The sequence below is a fragment of the Exiguobacterium sp. E4787 genome (assembly GCF_018618375.1).
GTDB lineage: Bacteria > Bacillota > Bacilli > Exiguobacteriales > Exiguobacteriaceae > Exiguobacterium > Exiguobacterium chiriqhucha.
In genome coordinates this window covers 1-15,051 of record NZ_JACSLY010000014.1, presented here as the reverse complement: position 1 = coordinate 15,051, position 15,051 = coordinate 1, and the positions used below count along the sequence as shown (strand labels likewise).

At 52.4% G+C, this 15,051-nt stretch carries 16 protein-coding genes; 10 read left to right on the top strand and 6 right to left on the bottom strand.

All coding sequences use genetic code 11. From position 1 onward, the window contains the following. Positions 1 to 138: 138 nt before the first annotated feature. Positions 139 to 2,637 (bottom strand): bifunctional lysylphosphatidylglycerol flippase/synthetase MprF, encoded by a 2,499-nt coding sequence (mprF, locus tag KNP80_RS13500; protein ID WP_214834950.1) that lies wholly within the window; start codon positions 2,635 to 2,637, stop codon positions 139 to 141. 207 nt (positions 2,638 to 2,844) lie between these two features. Here mprF and KNP80_RS13495 point away from each other — a divergent pair, with 207 nt between their 5' ends. The 4 genes from KNP80_RS13495 (at position 2,845) to KNP80_RS13480 (ending at position 5,740) form a co-directional block, all read left to right on the top strand. Continuing rightward, positions 2,845 to 3,432 (top strand): bifunctional transcriptional activator/DNA repair enzyme AdaA, encoded by a 588-nt coding sequence (locus KNP80_RS13495; RefSeq protein ID WP_214718761.1) that lies wholly within the window; start codon positions 2,845 to 2,847, stop codon positions 3,430 to 3,432. Further along, complete coding sequence (locus KNP80_RS13490; RefSeq protein WP_214834949.1) at positions 3,389 to 4,288, top strand: DNA-3-methyladenine glycosylase family protein; 900 nt, start codon at positions 3,389 to 3,391, stop codon at positions 4,286 to 4,288. Before KNP80_RS13495 ends, KNP80_RS13490 begins: the two co-directional genes overlap by 44 nt. After that, entirely contained in the window at positions 4,275 to 4,787 is a 513-nt protein-coding gene (locus KNP80_RS13485) for a methylated-DNA--[protein]-cysteine S-methyltransferase (RefSeq protein ID WP_214718756.1), read from the top strand. The genes KNP80_RS13490 and KNP80_RS13485 overlap by 14 nt, the downstream gene beginning before the upstream one ends. Positions 4,788 to 4,876: 89 nt before the next feature. Then, complete coding sequence (locus KNP80_RS13480; protein ID WP_214718755.1) at positions 4,877 to 5,740, top strand: DegV family protein; 864 nt, start codon at positions 4,877 to 4,879, stop codon at positions 5,738 to 5,740. Between the two features lie 46 nt (positions 5,741 to 5,786). On the opposite strand, the gene KNP80_RS13475 is transcribed toward KNP80_RS13480, so the two are convergent. Both KNP80_RS13475 and KNP80_RS13470 read right to left on the bottom strand, forming a co-directional pair. After that, entirely contained in the window at positions 5,787 to 6,338 is a 552-nt protein-coding gene (locus tag KNP80_RS13475) for a histidine phosphatase family protein (protein WP_214718753.1), read from the bottom strand. A gap of 33 nt (positions 6,339 to 6,371) precedes the next feature. Continuing rightward, positions 6,372 to 6,863, bottom strand: coding sequence for a DUF2691 family protein (locus KNP80_RS13470; RefSeq protein ID WP_251132401.1), 492 nt, complete (start codon positions 6,861 to 6,863; stop codon positions 6,372 to 6,374). A 141-nt stretch (positions 6,864 to 7,004) separates the two neighbouring features. Here KNP80_RS13470 and mqo point away from each other — a divergent pair, with 141 nt between their 5' ends. Beyond that, positions 7,005 to 8,504, top strand: a complete 1,500-nt coding sequence (mqo, locus tag KNP80_RS13465) for a malate dehydrogenase (quinone) (RefSeq protein ID WP_214718751.1) — start codon at positions 7,005 to 7,007, stop codon at positions 8,502 to 8,504. Between the two features lie 89 nt (positions 8,505 to 8,593). On the opposite strand, the gene KNP80_RS13460 is transcribed toward mqo, so the two are convergent. Together KNP80_RS13460 and KNP80_RS13455 are read right to left on the bottom strand one after the other, a co-directional pair. Continuing rightward, positions 8,594 to 9,118, bottom strand: a complete 525-nt coding sequence (locus KNP80_RS13460) for a CarD family transcriptional regulator (RefSeq protein ID WP_029596405.1) — start codon at positions 9,116 to 9,118, stop codon at positions 8,594 to 8,596. A 106-nt stretch (positions 9,119 to 9,224) separates the two neighbouring features. Next, positions 9,225 to 9,653, bottom strand: a complete 429-nt coding sequence (locus tag KNP80_RS13455) for a MarR family winged helix-turn-helix transcriptional regulator (RefSeq protein ID WP_214833065.1) — start codon at positions 9,651 to 9,653, stop codon at positions 9,225 to 9,227. Between the two features lie 135 nt (positions 9,654 to 9,788). Between KNP80_RS13455 and KNP80_RS13450 the strand changes: the two genes are divergently transcribed. The 4 genes from KNP80_RS13450 to KNP80_RS13435 all read left to right on the top strand — a co-directional run bounded on the left by KNP80_RS13450 (position 9,789) and on the right by KNP80_RS13435 (position 12,897). Beyond that, positions 9,789 to 10,535, top strand: coding sequence for a hypothetical protein (locus KNP80_RS13450; protein WP_214834948.1), 747 nt, complete (start codon positions 9,789 to 9,791; stop codon positions 10,533 to 10,535). Between the two features lie 115 nt (positions 10,536 to 10,650). Further along, complete coding sequence (locus tag KNP80_RS13445; RefSeq protein ID WP_214834947.1) at positions 10,651 to 11,397, top strand: methionine ABC transporter ATP-binding protein; 747 nt, start codon at positions 10,651 to 10,653, stop codon at positions 11,395 to 11,397. Beyond that, on the top strand, positions 11,390 to 12,052 hold the full coding sequence (locus KNP80_RS13440; RefSeq protein ID WP_131434434.1) for a methionine ABC transporter permease: 663 nt from the start codon (positions 11,390 to 11,392) through the stop codon (positions 12,050 to 12,052). Before KNP80_RS13445 ends, KNP80_RS13440 begins: the two co-directional genes overlap by 8 nt. Before the next feature lie 26 nt (positions 12,053 to 12,078). Then, the gene (locus tag KNP80_RS13435) at positions 12,079 to 12,897 is read left to right on the top strand and encodes a MetQ/NlpA family ABC transporter substrate-binding protein (protein WP_214708255.1); all 819 of its coding nucleotides are present in this window, start codon (positions 12,079 to 12,081) and stop codon (positions 12,895 to 12,897) included. A 35-nt stretch (positions 12,898 to 12,932) separates the two neighbouring features. Here the strand turns inward: KNP80_RS13435 and KNP80_RS13430 are convergent, their stop codons facing one another. Beyond that, positions 12,933 to 13,769, bottom strand: a complete 837-nt coding sequence (locus KNP80_RS13430; RefSeq protein ID WP_214834946.1) for an aldo/keto reductase — start codon at positions 13,767 to 13,769, stop codon at positions 12,933 to 12,935. A gap of 142 nt (positions 13,770 to 13,911) precedes the next feature. On the opposite strand from KNP80_RS13430, the gene KNP80_RS13425 reads away from it, so the two are divergent. Further along, a complete protein-coding gene (locus tag KNP80_RS13425) occupies positions 13,912 to 14,172 on the top strand; it encodes a hypothetical protein (RefSeq protein ID WP_211780193.1) in 261 nt (86 codons plus the stop codon). The last annotated feature ends 879 nt before the right edge of the window (positions 14,173 to 15,051 follow it).

Here is a 15,051-nt window from a genome sequence, read left to right as displayed (position 1 = left end):
TGCTATCATATTCGTTAAAAGAAGAGTTGAACACAGAAATGCATCTTATTAAAGAGAATGTATCAGTTTTAGATGCCCGACATTTCACTCATGACGTAACACGAAAGAGCGCCTCGCATGTGAGACGCTCTTTCGTGTTTAAGACTCTCGTTTCCGGCTAATCAACCGTGCCGTCCGAAGCAAAGAAGGTAGTAGCTTCCGACGCTTGCGAATGGCCAAATACCTAGCTTCCCACGTCGGTTTGAACTTATGTTTGAACTGACGAAGCCCGCTGAACGGGTAGATATAACTGATGTTTTCGAAAATATCGGCTGCAATCCGCTCCGGCCAGTACGCGAACGTGTGCTCACCGACCGATGCGAGTGGCGCCATGCCAAGACCGACGTAGGCGTAGTCGTTGGCTCGTGCCCACTCGATTACATGGAGAATCAGCACCTCAATCGAGCCGGGCAGAGCATCATTCTTAGAGCGCATTAAATCGATGGAGACGGTATCACTGCCGCGGAGCAACGTGATGAAGGCGATGACTTGTCCCGTGTCATCACGTAGGAGAGCAACCGGATAATGGGTCAAAGCCTGTTCGTTGAAAAACCCGAGCGAGAATCCTTTCTCGCTTCGATTGCCGAGCCAGTCGTCCGAGATGAAGCGCAGTGACATAATCAAGTCGGGCGATGGATGCATGACGATGTCAGCCGTATAGTCTCGCTTCGTGAATTGGTTATAAAGCGAGCGCATGTTGGCGCGTTTTTTACCGGTGAGCGAGAATGTGGCGACGTCGACCGTCGCTTCCTCACCGAGCTTGAAGAACGTGAAGCCGGCATCATGCAGGCGCGGCATCCAGTCCGGGGTGACTTGATAAAAAATCGGGATATAGCCGAGCCGGTCCGTTTCTTCGATAAAGGTGAGCAACAGGTGTGACGCGGCGTCTCGCGCTCCTTGCACATCCCCGAGAACGATGGCGTGATTGCCGGATACGGCGAACAAGAGACACGCCTCGTCGTCCGGCCCATAATAGACGAGCTTGTCGTTCATATAGGCCAAATCGAACGTGCTCGTCGTCGTATGTGTGGCTTGAAACGTCGCGAAACGGGACGGTTCGAACGACGTGCCGAGCTTCGGACGTTTCAATCGGTTGAACAGAATAAACATCCCAATTAACAGCAGTCCGGATAAGACGACGGCGGCGATGCTCAACCCGGCGGCAGCTTCCGGGTCAAAGAAAATCGTGTCGGTCTGACTGAACGATTGCAGCAGGAACGCGTGCGTGCCGACATAGAGGCCGACATAGAAGACGTTGCGGACAAAGCGGCTGACGGTCACGATGGAGCGATAGCGTCTATGCTGGGTCCGGGTCAACCAGACGAACAGGGCGAACCCGCCGACGACGAACGCTTCAAACAGATTGAAGCCGCGTGCGATGACACCGAGGCTGGCGACGACACAGGCGACCCCGACGAGCCAGAGGACGCGTTTCGTCCGGATGTACATGCCGAACGTGGTCAGTAACGTCAACAGACCGGCTGTGAACAGCGCGAGCGTGCCGACCCACTGTACCCAGAGGGCAGTCGCAAAGAGGGGGGATACGCTCGGCAACAGCGTCTGGAACCACAAAACGAGGCTCGTCATCAAGGCGATCAGGCTTCCGGCGAGCCGACCAGTCTTAGCGAGCGTGCGTGACACGATGCGCCAGACGACAGTCCCAATCTCATAGGACGACCCGATGATCGGTTTATACTCGATCTGTTTGACGACCTGGTCTCCGAAGACGAGAGCCGCCAAGAACAGGCCAATCATGAACGGGACGATGAAGTAGACGAAGCGATAGACGATTAATGACGACAAGACAATCTCTTGGTCGATGCCGAGCTGGGTCATCCCGACGAGGTATAATAAATCAAACGAACCGACACCCCCCGGGACGAGCGAGACGACCCCGACAATGGTCGCGACGATGAAGACACCCATCATGGCCGTGAGCGGTGCCTCGCCTCCGAGTAGATGCAGGGCATACAAGGCGACGAGTCCGGCCGTCACCCATTCGGCGAGCGACGTCGCGATATAGCCGAGCAATGTCGTCCAATCCAAGTTCGACCGCTTCCGCGTCACGTATATGTAGAGCGGTAGGACGGCGAGTGTCGCGACGAGCACCGGCCAAATCCACTGTTTCGTTCCGGTGAGTGCACTGGCCGGGAAAAACCCGAGCAGCACACCTGCGGCCAGCAGCGACAAGCCACTGATGAGCGTCGGGGTCATCCATCCGATGGCCCGGAGCAACCGCTTCGTGTCCGTATACGGTCGATACAGCGACGTCCGGAGCGCGATGCCGATGACGCCGCCGAACCCGATCATACCGTTCATCGAGTTGGTGATCCAAGCCGCCCGAAGCAGTTTCGAGAGCGGGATATGGACGTCAAGCGAACGCAATAAAAAGTAGTCGTATCCGGTCATCGACAAGACGGCGATGAGGCCGAGGCCGATCAAGGTAATCTGTTCGAAACCCGTCAACGCCTCTAACGTTTGAAACGCCGCGGCAAGCGACAAGTTTTGGAGCTCTTGACCGCTCTGATAAAGAATCAATCCAATCAATAGGAATGGAAGCAACCATTTCAGTTGTTTCCAGGAAATTCGCTTTTGCATCGTATGTGCTCCTTCTGACAAACTATCGAAATCTTGATTAGCTAAAGTGTACTCAATTGAGTCGTGTAATCATAGTACGAGTCAGACGGGAAGACGGATTCAAAATAAATGAGATTCGTGAATCGCGGGAATGTAGACTGTAAACGCAAGAAATAGGACGAGTGAACGAAAATCAATCTGATACAGTGGAACAAAGGGGGTGACGAGATGCTGACGTTTGAAGAGAAGTGGGAGAAAGTGCTCGCCTGCGACGCGGCGTATGACGGGCAGTTCTATACCGCGGTCAAGACGACCGGCATTTACTGTCGGCCCTCGTGCCGCTCGCGGAAGCCGAAGCGGGAGAACGTCGATTTTTACGAGACGAAGGCTGAAGCGGAGTCGTCCGGCTTTCGGCCGTGCAAACGATGCCAGCCCGAAGTCGACCGCAGCCCGGCAAGCGCACTCGTCCAAGACGTGACGACGTTCGTGCTCACGCATTACAAACGGCCGCTCAAGCTCGAGGAGATTGCCGAGCACGTCAACCTGAGCCCGTTTTATGTCGAGCGGACGTTCACGCAAGCGACGGGCGAGACGCCGCGCCGTCTGCTCGAAAAGATTCGCATCGACAAGGCGGCCCATCTGTTGCGGACGACGGACATGAGCAATCTCGCCATCTGTTATGAGGTCGGGTTTCAAACCCCATCCAACTTTTATCGCGTCTTCCGTCGCCTAAAGGGCTGTTCACCGAGCATGTATCGAAAGGAGGGAGCCGATGAACCGTTCATCGTTCGAGATTCAGGTCACTCCTCCATTTGATTTTCAGCAATATCTGCAGTTTCTGCGACGATCCAACGATGAAGTGATGCATGTCGCAAGCGAGGCGTCCGTCTCAAAGCTTTTCGATGTGGACGGACGGTTGCTGCTAGGGGACATCACGGAGACGTCCCAAGGGCTCGTCATCACGTTCCGGGAAGACGTCATCACGAGCACGGAACAAGAACAGGTGGAACGATATGTCCACGAATGGTTCGACCTCGACCAAGACGTCGCGACGTTCGTGCGAATGGCTGAGACAGATGAACTGTTGCGTCCGCTCGTCCGAGAGTACGAGGGGCTGCGTCTGATCGGGTTCCCGGACTTGTTCGAGGCGCTCACGTGGGCCGTCATCGGTCAACAGATCACACTCTCGTTCGCCTATACGCTGAAACGACGGTTCGTCGAGCAATATGGACCATCCCGGGAAGTGGACGGCGTGACGTACTGGGCTTTCCCGACCCCAGAGACGATCGCGCTCCTCGACCCGAGTGAACTGAGACAGCTTCAATTCAGCACCCGGAAAGCAGAATATATCATCGGCATCGCCCAGAAGATGACGGACGGACGATTGTCGAAACAGCAGTTGCGCAGCGAGCCACCCGACGTGATGCATGAACGGTTGCTGAACTTACGCGGTGTCGGGGAGTGGACGGCCGCGTATGTGCGGATGAAGTGTTTCCAAGACCCGACGGCGTTCCCGGTCGCGGACGCCGGTCTGCACCAAGCGTTGAAGCATCACCTCGGGCGAAGCGACAAGTTGACGGCGAACGAAGTGAGGTTGTACGGGGAACGGTTTGCCGGATGGGAAGCGTACGCCACATTCTATTTATGGAGGTCATTGTATGGAGACGTATAGACTGGACTATATGAGTCCGATTGGCATTCTGGAGATTGTCGGGACAGAGATGACCATCCGTTCCATCCTGTTCGTCGAACGCGATGACGTCCGCTTTGAAGCGGATGAGTCGACGCCAGACGTGTTGACGATGTGCTACCGAGAAATCGAGGAGTACTTCGACGGACGCAGGCAAACGTTTACGTTCCCGTATGAAGTCGAGGGAACACCTTTTCAGAAAGATGTCTGGCAGGCGTTGGCGACAATCCCATATGCCGTGACGGCGTCTTATCGAGAATTGGCCGTGAAACTAGGTCGGGACCGCGCCGTCCGGGCCGTCGGCAGTGCCAACGGACGCAACCGGTTGAGCATCGTCATCCCGTGCCATCGCGTCATCGGATCGAATGGGACGTTGACGGGTTATGCGGGCGGACTGTGGCGGAAGGAATGGCTGCTTCGGCACGAACAAGCCAACACATATTCAGGCCTGGCAAAAAAACATCTACCCCTCCATATCTGATACAATGGAGAAGTCCTATCGTGACGTCTGAATCGACGTAGTGGTCTAGGGCGATTCTTGTCACTCAGGAGCGATTTTTGGAGGGTACTATGATTAGATTATTGGCAGATTCAACTTGTGATTTATCTGATGAGATTTTAGCGAAATATGACATCGGCGTCGCGCCGCTGATCATCACGATTGACAACAAATCGTATGAGGACCGCGTCGACATCCAGCCCGATGAGTTTTACGGAATGTTGGAAGCGCTACCGGAATTCCCGACGACGGGGATGCCGAGCCCAGCGACATTTATGAAGCTGATGGAAGAGTCCGTCGAGAGCGGACATGATGAGATTTTATGTATCTGTATGTCGAGCGGGACGAGCGGATCGTATCAATCGGCCGTGCTCGGAAAAGAGTACTTCGAAGAGGCGCATCCCGATTCGACGGTGAAGATTCATATCGTCGACTCACGCTCGATGAGCCACGGGAGCGGTTGGCTCTTGATGAAGAGTGCCCAGATGCGCGAAGCCGGGGCGACGTTCGAGGAGCTCGTCGAGTTCAATGAGACGTATAAGATGAAAGTGAAGCACTTCTTGTCGGTCGATGATTTGGACCACTTGATTAAGAGCGGACGCATCTCGAACGCGAGTGCCATCATCGGCAAGCTGTTGATGGTCAAGCCAATCATGAGCATGAAGAACGGGAAAGGCGCCATCGTCGCCAAAGAGCGGGGAACGCGGAAAGTGCTCAAGCACTATACGGACGAGTTCATCAAACGCTGCGACAAAGCTATCACGAACTTCGTCATCATCGGCTATACGTCAGATCAAAAGATTGCCGAGAACTTGAAGGCGAAGATTCAAGCCGAATCCGACTTCAAAGGCGAGATTTACCTGATGCAGATGGGCGTCTCGGTCGGGACGCACGTCGGTCTCGGGGCCATCTCGATGTTCTTTGTGGAGAAATAAAACGAAAGCCGTCTCGGGAAAGAGACGGCTTTTTCTGTGGATAACGTTATCCACAGGTAGGGACGGACCAGACACGTTCCACGGACCAAGAGTTATCCACAATATCGAGGCGATAGACGTCGGGATTGCTGAGATTGCGCCACGTGTCGAAGTCATAGCGGTTATCCACATGTTGAAGAAGCAACGCGAGCAGGTTTCCGTGCGTCACGAGGACGGTCGTGCCGTTTACGTCGTCAAGTGATTCGATGACGCTCAAAATCCGGTCCGTCGCATCTTGACCCGACTCGGCGCCCGGCAAACGGAACGAGGTGTCGGTGAACGAATGGCGGAGCAGTTCGAACCAATCGTCGCGCGGTTCAAGCGAGAGGATGCGTTCGCGCAACTTCGGATTCGTCTCGATGGTCAGCTGCTTGGATGTGGCGAGCGGTGCGATCGAGGCAGTAGCTCGCGTATAGTCGCTCGAAATGATGCGGTCGACGGGAATGTCTCGAAAGAAGTCAGCAAGGGCGAGTGCTTGTTGTTCGCCGTCTTCAGTGAGTGGGGCGTCCGGTTCTTGGCCAGTCGCCGAGCAATGACGGATGAGATAGAACGTAGACATGATAGATTCTCCTTCATTAATAAGGTTAAATGCTTACCAGACGGTCAAACTCGTTCTCGTATCGTTGGCGTGGGTCAAGTAAGAGACGTCCTTAAATCCGCACGTGAGAGTATGCTGATAAAGCGATTCAAGCAGAGGCTCATCCTTGCAGTAGATGTCGACGAACGTGGAGTCGACGATGAGCAGGGCTAGCTCACAATTGCTATCACGAAACGCTTCGTACGTCTCAATGTCTTTCACCGGTTCTTTCGAAAAGGCTTTTACATTCACGAAGATGAGATATTGCTCATCCTGATGAATCGAATCAGAAAATGTTTCGCCATCCATCTCGGTCGCTTCAGGAAACAACGGTTGATCGAGAGCGCTATTCTTCACACGATATGATTCCTCACCCCCGACGAACCAGCTGTAAGCAGGGATGTCGACGGGACTTAACATGTCGGCCAGAAAGCGTCCATATGTATTCGGGATTTTAAAACGGATGCCGCGCTTCACGGATTGCATGCCCCCCTTCAAAAGTTTCATGGATGAAATCCGTACTTAACCCTTATCAAACATCACAAAAGCGTTATAATCAATATAACAATTATAAACGGGGCGAGTCGGCGAATGGGGATTTACCGAATCGTCTCATACACAAATCCAGGGGAGAAGGATGGGGTTTTCATGAGCAGTGTTCAAAAGAGAACAGACGTCATTTTGATTGGTGCAGGCATCATGAGTGCGACGCTCGGATCGCTCTTTAAAGAGCTCGTACCAGAGTGGGAAGTCAAAGTGTTTGAGAAGCTCGAAAGTGCAGGGGAAGAGAGTTCGAACGAATGGAACAACGCCGGGACGGGACATGCCGCCCTCTGCGAGTTGAACTATACGACCGAGAAGCCGGATGGCACGCTCGATATCTCGAAAGCAATCAACGTGAACGAGCAGTTCCAAATCTCGCGTCAGTTTTGGGCGCATCTCGTCAACAAAGGCTTGATTCAAAATCCGGAAGCGTTCATCCGTTCGATTCCACATATGAGTATGGTCCAAGGCGAGAACGATGTCCGCTTCTTGAAGAAACGTTTGGAAGCGCTAACAAATAATCCGTTGTTTGAAGGGATGGTTTTATCGGATGACCCGGAACAACTCCGTGACTGGATGCCGATTGTCATGGAAGGACGTTCCGTCGATGAGCCGATCGCGGCGACGAAAATCGATTCAGGTACCGACGTCAACTTCGGTGCGCTTACACGGATGCTGTTTGACCATTTGACCGGCCAAGGCGTCGAGGTCAATTACAAGCATAGCGTCGAGGACGTGAAACGGTTGGCGAACGGATTGTGGGAAGTGAAAGTGAAAGACATCGAGGCGAACACGATTGAGACGCATACGGCGCCGTTCTTGTTTATCGGCGGCGGTGGAGGCAGCCTGCCGCTCCTTCAAAAGACGGGCATCCCGGAGTCGAAGCACATCGGCGGATTCCCGGTGAGCGGTCTGTTCCTCGTCTGTAAGAACCGTGACGTCATCGAACAGCACAACGCGAAAGTATACGGCAAAGCGAAAGTCGGCGCACCGCCGATGTCGGTGCCGCACCTCGACACGCGCTTCATCGAAGGGCGTAAAGAGTTGTTGTTCGGACCGTTCGCCGGCTTCACGCCGAAGTTCTTGAAAACGGGCTCGAACCTCGACCTCCTCCAATCGGTCAAACCGTACAACGTCGTGACGATGCTCGCGGCCGGGGCGAAAGAGATGCCGCTCACGAAATATTTGATTGAGCAGGTGCTCTTGTCACACAACAAACGGATGGACGAGCTGCGCGAATTCATTCCGACCGCGAAAAATGAGGACTGGGAAATCGTCGTCGCCGGACAACGCGTGCAAGTCATTAAAGACACGCCGGACGGCAAAGGGACGCTCCAGTTCGGAACGGAAGTCGTCAGCGCCGAAGATGGATCGGTCGCAGCACTTCTCGGTGCGTCACCGGGCGCGTCGACGGCCGTGCACGTCATGTTAAAAGTGCTCGAGCAGTGCTTCCCAAGCCGGATGCCGGAATGGGAACCGAAAATCAAAGAGATGGTGCCGTCTTATGGCGTCTCACTCTCCGATCACCCGGAACTGTTCAAGACGATTCACGAATCGACAGCGATGGCGCTCGGCTTGAAAGAGAAAGGTGTCGTCCACAACTAAGCGAGTACAAGCGAGGATATGTTCATATTCTCGCTTTTTCTTTTTAATTTTTGCATAAAAAAAAGACCTCTTCGCACGGAAGGGGCCAATCAAGTAGTGGCGACAGGTTCTTCGCTCAAATAAGCAGCAATTTGTTGATCGATGATTTCTTCCGATAATTCAAGCGCGAGCGAAAGTTCTTTCACGAGGATCGTTTTAGCGTTCTCTAGAATCTTACGGTCCTGTTCATATAACTTTTTGTTCAACAAGAGAGCTTCGCTTTGGCGGCGAGCAAGCGTGTTGATGACTTGAGCGATCTCGTGACGGTTACCCGAGTGCACGACGTTCAAGAATTCACGATTGCGGTTGTTCGGATGGGGATTCCATTCGACACCCGGCGAGCGGAACGATTCAAGGATCTCTTTTGCTTCTTTGGCTTCTAGGAGCGTCAACATCATCACTTTATCACTATCGACGGGGATACTGATTTGCAACTTCTGTGCGTTGTTGATGGGATGGAGCGTATAGTACGACTTCGTCTCACCCGCGACCGTCATGTCGGAAATGTCGTCAATGCGGCAAACTCCGTGGGTCGAATAAATGATTAAATCACCAGTTTTGAACAAATCGATCACCTCTTCCTTTCATCAAGTATAGTAGTTCATGACACGAAATGTCAACTCGGTTGACATTTGAGGTGAGATATGACACAAAAAAATCCCTCCCAATCGTTAGGAGAGATTACAAATTCCAGTCGGCTTTCAACAACATTTTCAGTTGTCGGAACGCGGCGTCACCGAGTGAATCGGCTATTTTTTGTTCGAGTTCGGCTTTCAGTGCCTCGTTCTGTTCGTAGCAACGGACCCCGAGCTCGGTCAGCTCGATACATTTATCTTTTCGGCTCGTCGGATGATCGGTCACCGTGACGAGTTCTTTCGTCTTCAAGTTCTTGATGAGCTTATGGATCGCTTGACGGGAGATGTGGACGTTGCGCGTCACTTCGGCAATGGTCGGCTTCGTCTTATAGATGCGGGCGAGCACGTACCATTCGGAGTTGGAGATATAGATATCGTGTTGCTCGTTCCAAGCCCGCTCGCTGATGCGTCGGATTTGGTCATGTCGCTCACTGAGGAGATCGAGGAGTCGTGTCGTCGGTTCTGTTGGAGTCAAATTGGTCACTCCTATTCGTTTTTGTCGTTCCTAACTATACAAAAGCCGATGTGTCGCGTCAATGCGCAAACGAGATCGTCATCCTCCGATAAGATTTACTGATTTAGGGAACAGAAAAACAGAGGAGGGACTTTCATGCCGACACGTACTGACTTGTTTCAACGCTATAAACAACGTATTCTCGAACTGCCCGACCTGGAGGAAGCGACACTGAAGAGTGAACCGTTCCTGCTCGAGGAGGACCCGAACAAGCAGCTCACGATTTATTATGCGCCGTTCGAATACGTTAACCCGCAGGCCAAAGTCGTCATCGCTGGGATTACGCCGGGACTGTATCAAATGCGGCAATCGTTCGAGGCAATCCGTGATTTGGCGGACGCGCCCGACGAGGAGGCGCTCCGAGCCGTCAAGCAACGGGGCAGTTTCTCGGGACCGATCCGTAAAAACTTGGTGACGATGCTCGACGATTTGGAGTTGCATCACCACCTTGGGATCCCGACGACGCTCGACTTGTTCGGCGAGGCGAACCATCTCGTTCAGAACACGGCGGTGTTGCCGTACCCCGTCTTCTATAAAGGGAAGAATTACAACGGGTCGAGCCCGGACATCTTGAAGACGGCCTTGTTTCAATCTTACGTCGAGGGCGGTTTCGCTGACGAGATGGCTGTCGTGAAGGACGCCTTGATTTTACCGATGGGCATCAACGTCCGCCGAGCCATCGAGACGCTCGTCGACAAGGGCATCATCGCACCGGAACGCGTCGTGAGCGGGTTTCCCCATCCATCCGGAGGTAACGGCCACCGGCATCGCATCTTTGCCGAGAACCGTGAATCGATGCGCCGTCATATCGCCGAGCATTTTAAAGAACATCCGTTGAAGTGAGCCGCCACCGTGCGGTTCTTTTTTTGTGAAGCACCTCACCTGACAAGTTTGCTTTAGTTCGCTAAAATGGGGTACGAGGTTGACCTAGTTTTTCTTCGAGAGAAAGGAACCGTCTATGATCACGTTAACGAATGTCAGCAAACAGTTCGGCCGCGACGCAGCCGTCCGTGACGTCTCGCTTCAAATCGAGCGTGGCGAGGTATATGGCATCATCGGCGCGAGCGGAGCCGGCAAATCGACGTTGCTCCGACTGATGAACCTGCTCGAGACACCGGATACAGGGCAAGTCACCGTCGATGGCGATGAGTTGACGGGCCTGTCGAGTCGACAGCTGCGCGAGAAGCGGCACGTCATCGGCATGATTTTCCAACAATTCAATCTCGTCGCGAACAAGACCGTCTATGACAATGTGGCCGCCTCACTTAAGCTGGCCGGCCGGCCGCGGGCGACGCATGAGGACCGGGTGCTCGAGTGCCTGCGTTTCGTTGGGCTCGAGTCGTTCAAAGACAAGTACCCGGCCCAGCTCAGTGGCGGTCAAAAGCAACGTGTCGCCATCGCCCGGGCGCTCGCGAACGAACCGCACGTCTTATTGTGTGATGAGCCGACATCGTCGCTCGACCCGAACACGACGGCCGAAGTGCTCGGCGTGTTGAAGTCGATTAACGAGCGGCTCGGCGTCACCATCGTCATCGTGACGCACGAGATGGACGTCATCAAACAAGTGTGTGACCGCGTGACCGTCATGACGGACGGTTCGGTGTATGAGACGATTGACGTCATTCCAACTGGTGTGGCAGACATCGACGACAACCCGTCCTGGTTCGTCGACCAACTGAAGAAGGCGGGTGAGCCGAATGCCTGAGGTGCTCCTGCAATATCAGACCGAGATTTGGCAATCGATCGGGGAGACGTTCATCATGGTCGGCGTCTCGATTCTCGCGGCCGTCCTCCTCGGTCTACCGCTCGGAACGTGGCTCTATTTGTCGCGAAAAGGACAGCTGCTCGAGAATCGGGCCGTCTTCTCCGTGCTCAACTTGGTCGTCAATATCGTCCGCTCGTTCCCGTTCCTATTACTCGTCGTGTTTTTGATTCCATTTACGCGGCTCATCATCGGAACGGCCATCGGGACGGCAGCGGCAACCGTGCCGCTCGCCATCATCGCCATCGCCCATTACTCGCGACTCGTCGAGCAGTCACTCCTTGACGTCCCGCGCGGCGTCGTCGAGGCAGCCGTGTCGATGGGGGCGTCCATCAAAGACGTCATCTTCAAGTTCCTATACGTCGAGGCCCGTTCTGGTCTCGTCCTGGGACTGACGACGTCGATTATCAGCTTCATCTCGTACTCGACCATCATGGGGGTGGTCGGGGGCGGTGGCATCGGTGATTTCGCCATCCGCTACGGCTATCAGCAGTTCAAGACGGAGCTGATGATGTATATGATTCTCATCATGCTTGTCTTCGTCCAGATGATTCAGTTCACCGGTACGACGGTGGCCCGGCTCATCGACAAACGCTAATTACCTAAAGAAAGAAGGAGAACTTTATGAAAAAATTATTGGCGCTTTTCGCCTCACTCACACTCGTCCTCGCGGCGTGTGGGAACGATTCCGAAACGAACACGACGGAAGCCCCGTCAAACGAGCCGCAGACGCTCAAAGTCGCATCGCTCATCCCACCGATGACGGATATGCTTGAAATCGCGAAAGAGCAACTCGCAGAAGACAACATCGAGCTCGAAATCGTCGTCCTCGGTGACAACGTCCAACCGAACACAGCGCTCGCAGCAAAAGAAGTCGACGCGAACTTCTTCCAACACGTCCCGTACATGGAAGAGTTCAACCGCAGTAATGACGCTAACCTCGTCCCAATCGAACCGATTTACTTCGCCAACTACGGTGTCTACTCGAAAGAGTATGACAACATGAACGACATCCCGGAAGGCGCGACAATCGCCATCGCGAACGACGTGTCGAACATCGACCGCTCGCTCTCATTGCTCGCGCAACACGATGTGATTAAGCTCGGTGAGAAGAACGGGTCGTATTACACGCAAGCCGATATCACAGAAAACCCGAAGAACCTCAAGTTCGAGGAAGTCGATTTGCTCATGCTCGCGCGTGCGTACGATGACGTCGATGCGGTCCTCATGACGCCGGCCTATGCGGCGCCACTCGGCTTGACGCCGAAGAGCGATGCCCTCTTGACGGAAGGTGTCGAGAACGACTTCGCCATCACACTCGTGGCCCGTGAAGACAACAAAGACGAAGAAGCCATCCAGAAACTCGGCGAAGCACTCACAAGTGACGAAGTCCGTGCGTTCTTGGAAGAAAATTACGAAGAAACGGCGATTCCGGCGTTTTAACGAGAAAAGATTGAGCCCAGACGGCTCAATCTTTTTTAGTATTCCTCGTATTCTCTCGGGTCTTGATTATCGATGCGGCCGTCTTGCTTCGTCAGGGCGTTGAGCGTCTCCATTTCGTCCTCGGTCAATTCGAAGTTGAAGACGTCGAGGTTCTCTTTTTGGTGCAACTCGCTCGACGAACGCGGGAGCGGGATGACACCGAGTTGGACGTGCCAACGCAGAATGACTTGGGACACGGTCTTGCCTTTTTGTCTTGCTAGTTCCGCGATCGTTTCGTCATGCGTGACAGTCCGGGCTCGGCTCAACGGACTCCATGCCTCAGTGATGATGCCGCGCTCTTTGTCAGCTTGACGCTGTTCTACTTGGGAGAAGTATGGGTGGAGCTCGATTTGGTTGATGACCGGTGTCTCACCCGTCTCCTCAATCAAACGGTCGAGGTGCTCAGGCATAAAGTTCGAGACGCCGATGGAGCGGATCCACCCGTTCTCTTTCGCTTGGATGAGTGCGCGCCACGCCTCCACGTATTTGTCTTGTTTCGGGTTCGGCCAATGTAACAGGAACAAGTCCCAATAGTCGAGGTTCGCCCGGTAGAGCGACTCACGAATCATCTCGAGCGTATCGTCGTAGTCGAAGTATTGGGCGCGAAGCTTCGACGTCAAGAACAGTTGCTCGCGCGGGATGCCGGATTGCCGGACGGCTTCGCCGACCGTTCCTTCATTGTCATAGCGAATTGCCGAATCGATGAGACGATAGCCGTTGCGGATAGCGCTCGTGATGGCGTCGACGCCCGGTTCACCTCGTAAATAAACGGTGCCGAGCCCGATTGCCGGAATCTCGTAGCCGTCATGTAGTTTGATGGTTGGGATGTTCATGAAATGCCTCCTCATTCAAAATCCGTTCTCTTGTCCGATATTCCACTTTCCGGGGGAATCAAACGTTTGAATCGGTCGGAGTTAATTAAAATGGAGTTGCCTATTTTCCTGTTTTTGGGGTAATTGGCATGAGGTGATGGGGATGAAGTGGTGGTGGATGTTCGGGATATTGGCCATTGGAGGAATGATGTTCGTCAATGAGGCTTGGTATGGAAACTCGGCGGCGTTTGGAACGGCGACCAGTATGATTATCGTGGCGTTGATTGGCCTAAAGAGTTTAGAAAACCGATATCGGATAAGAATGGGAGTCATCTTTTCATTATTGATTGCTGAAGCGATTTACTTTGGGTTGCCGAGTTATTCAGTCGCCGAGGCGGAACATACTTTGAAACATTCACACTGATACGGAACAAAGCCCGAAAACACGCTATCTTACGCGCTTTTGATTTAGAGTTGGTGTTTGTTTGGTGTTTAAAGATAATAAACGAAAATTAATGATGAAATACAAAACGGCCCTTTTTACACTTTCTGTTAGTGTTTGGATGAGCACCATTTTTTTATTATAGCTTGGAGGGTTTCGTTAAATAGTTGAGTTATTCACACATTCGCGACAAAATGTTAAACAAAACTACCTGTTTAGGTGATTAGGATGATAGCTGTTTGTTAAACAAACTATTTGAGCCTATGGCGGATATTCCAAAAAAAAACGGTAACTGGATCATGTTGTTCCATAATCTTCATTAGCTTTTGTTTAGTAATTGGAGCAAATTCTGAGTAACGCCAATGGATAATGTGAAAGAGTACACTTAAACTAACTACTTTTCTAAAGCCTGCTGAATAAAGAATGTACAATATAATGAATTTTTGTGATTGTATGTCGATGTTCGATAATATATAAGAGTTATTCCGTAAAACTGTTGGTTTTGTTTTGCTGTTCTTTTATAATTTTTCACTTTTACAATAGAACTTGATTCGAATCAATTTTTATTTCATAGAAACATCCTAGACTAGAGTCATCAACAAGGAATACAAATGAAAATGAAATTGGAGGGAATCAACATGCAAAGATATATATTAAGTAAAAAGAATTCCATTACACTGATCAGTGCAATTTTGATTGCACTTGCATTCTTCGGACGATTTTCCTTAGACAACATGTGTGTAATGCAAAATAGGAGTGCAGAAGTGTGCAACGGAAACGTACACAACTCTGCACTCCTATTTTTGAAAAGAAAAAGGACTTGCCAGCAATCATAATCTCACCCTAACGTTTAAGTTGCGA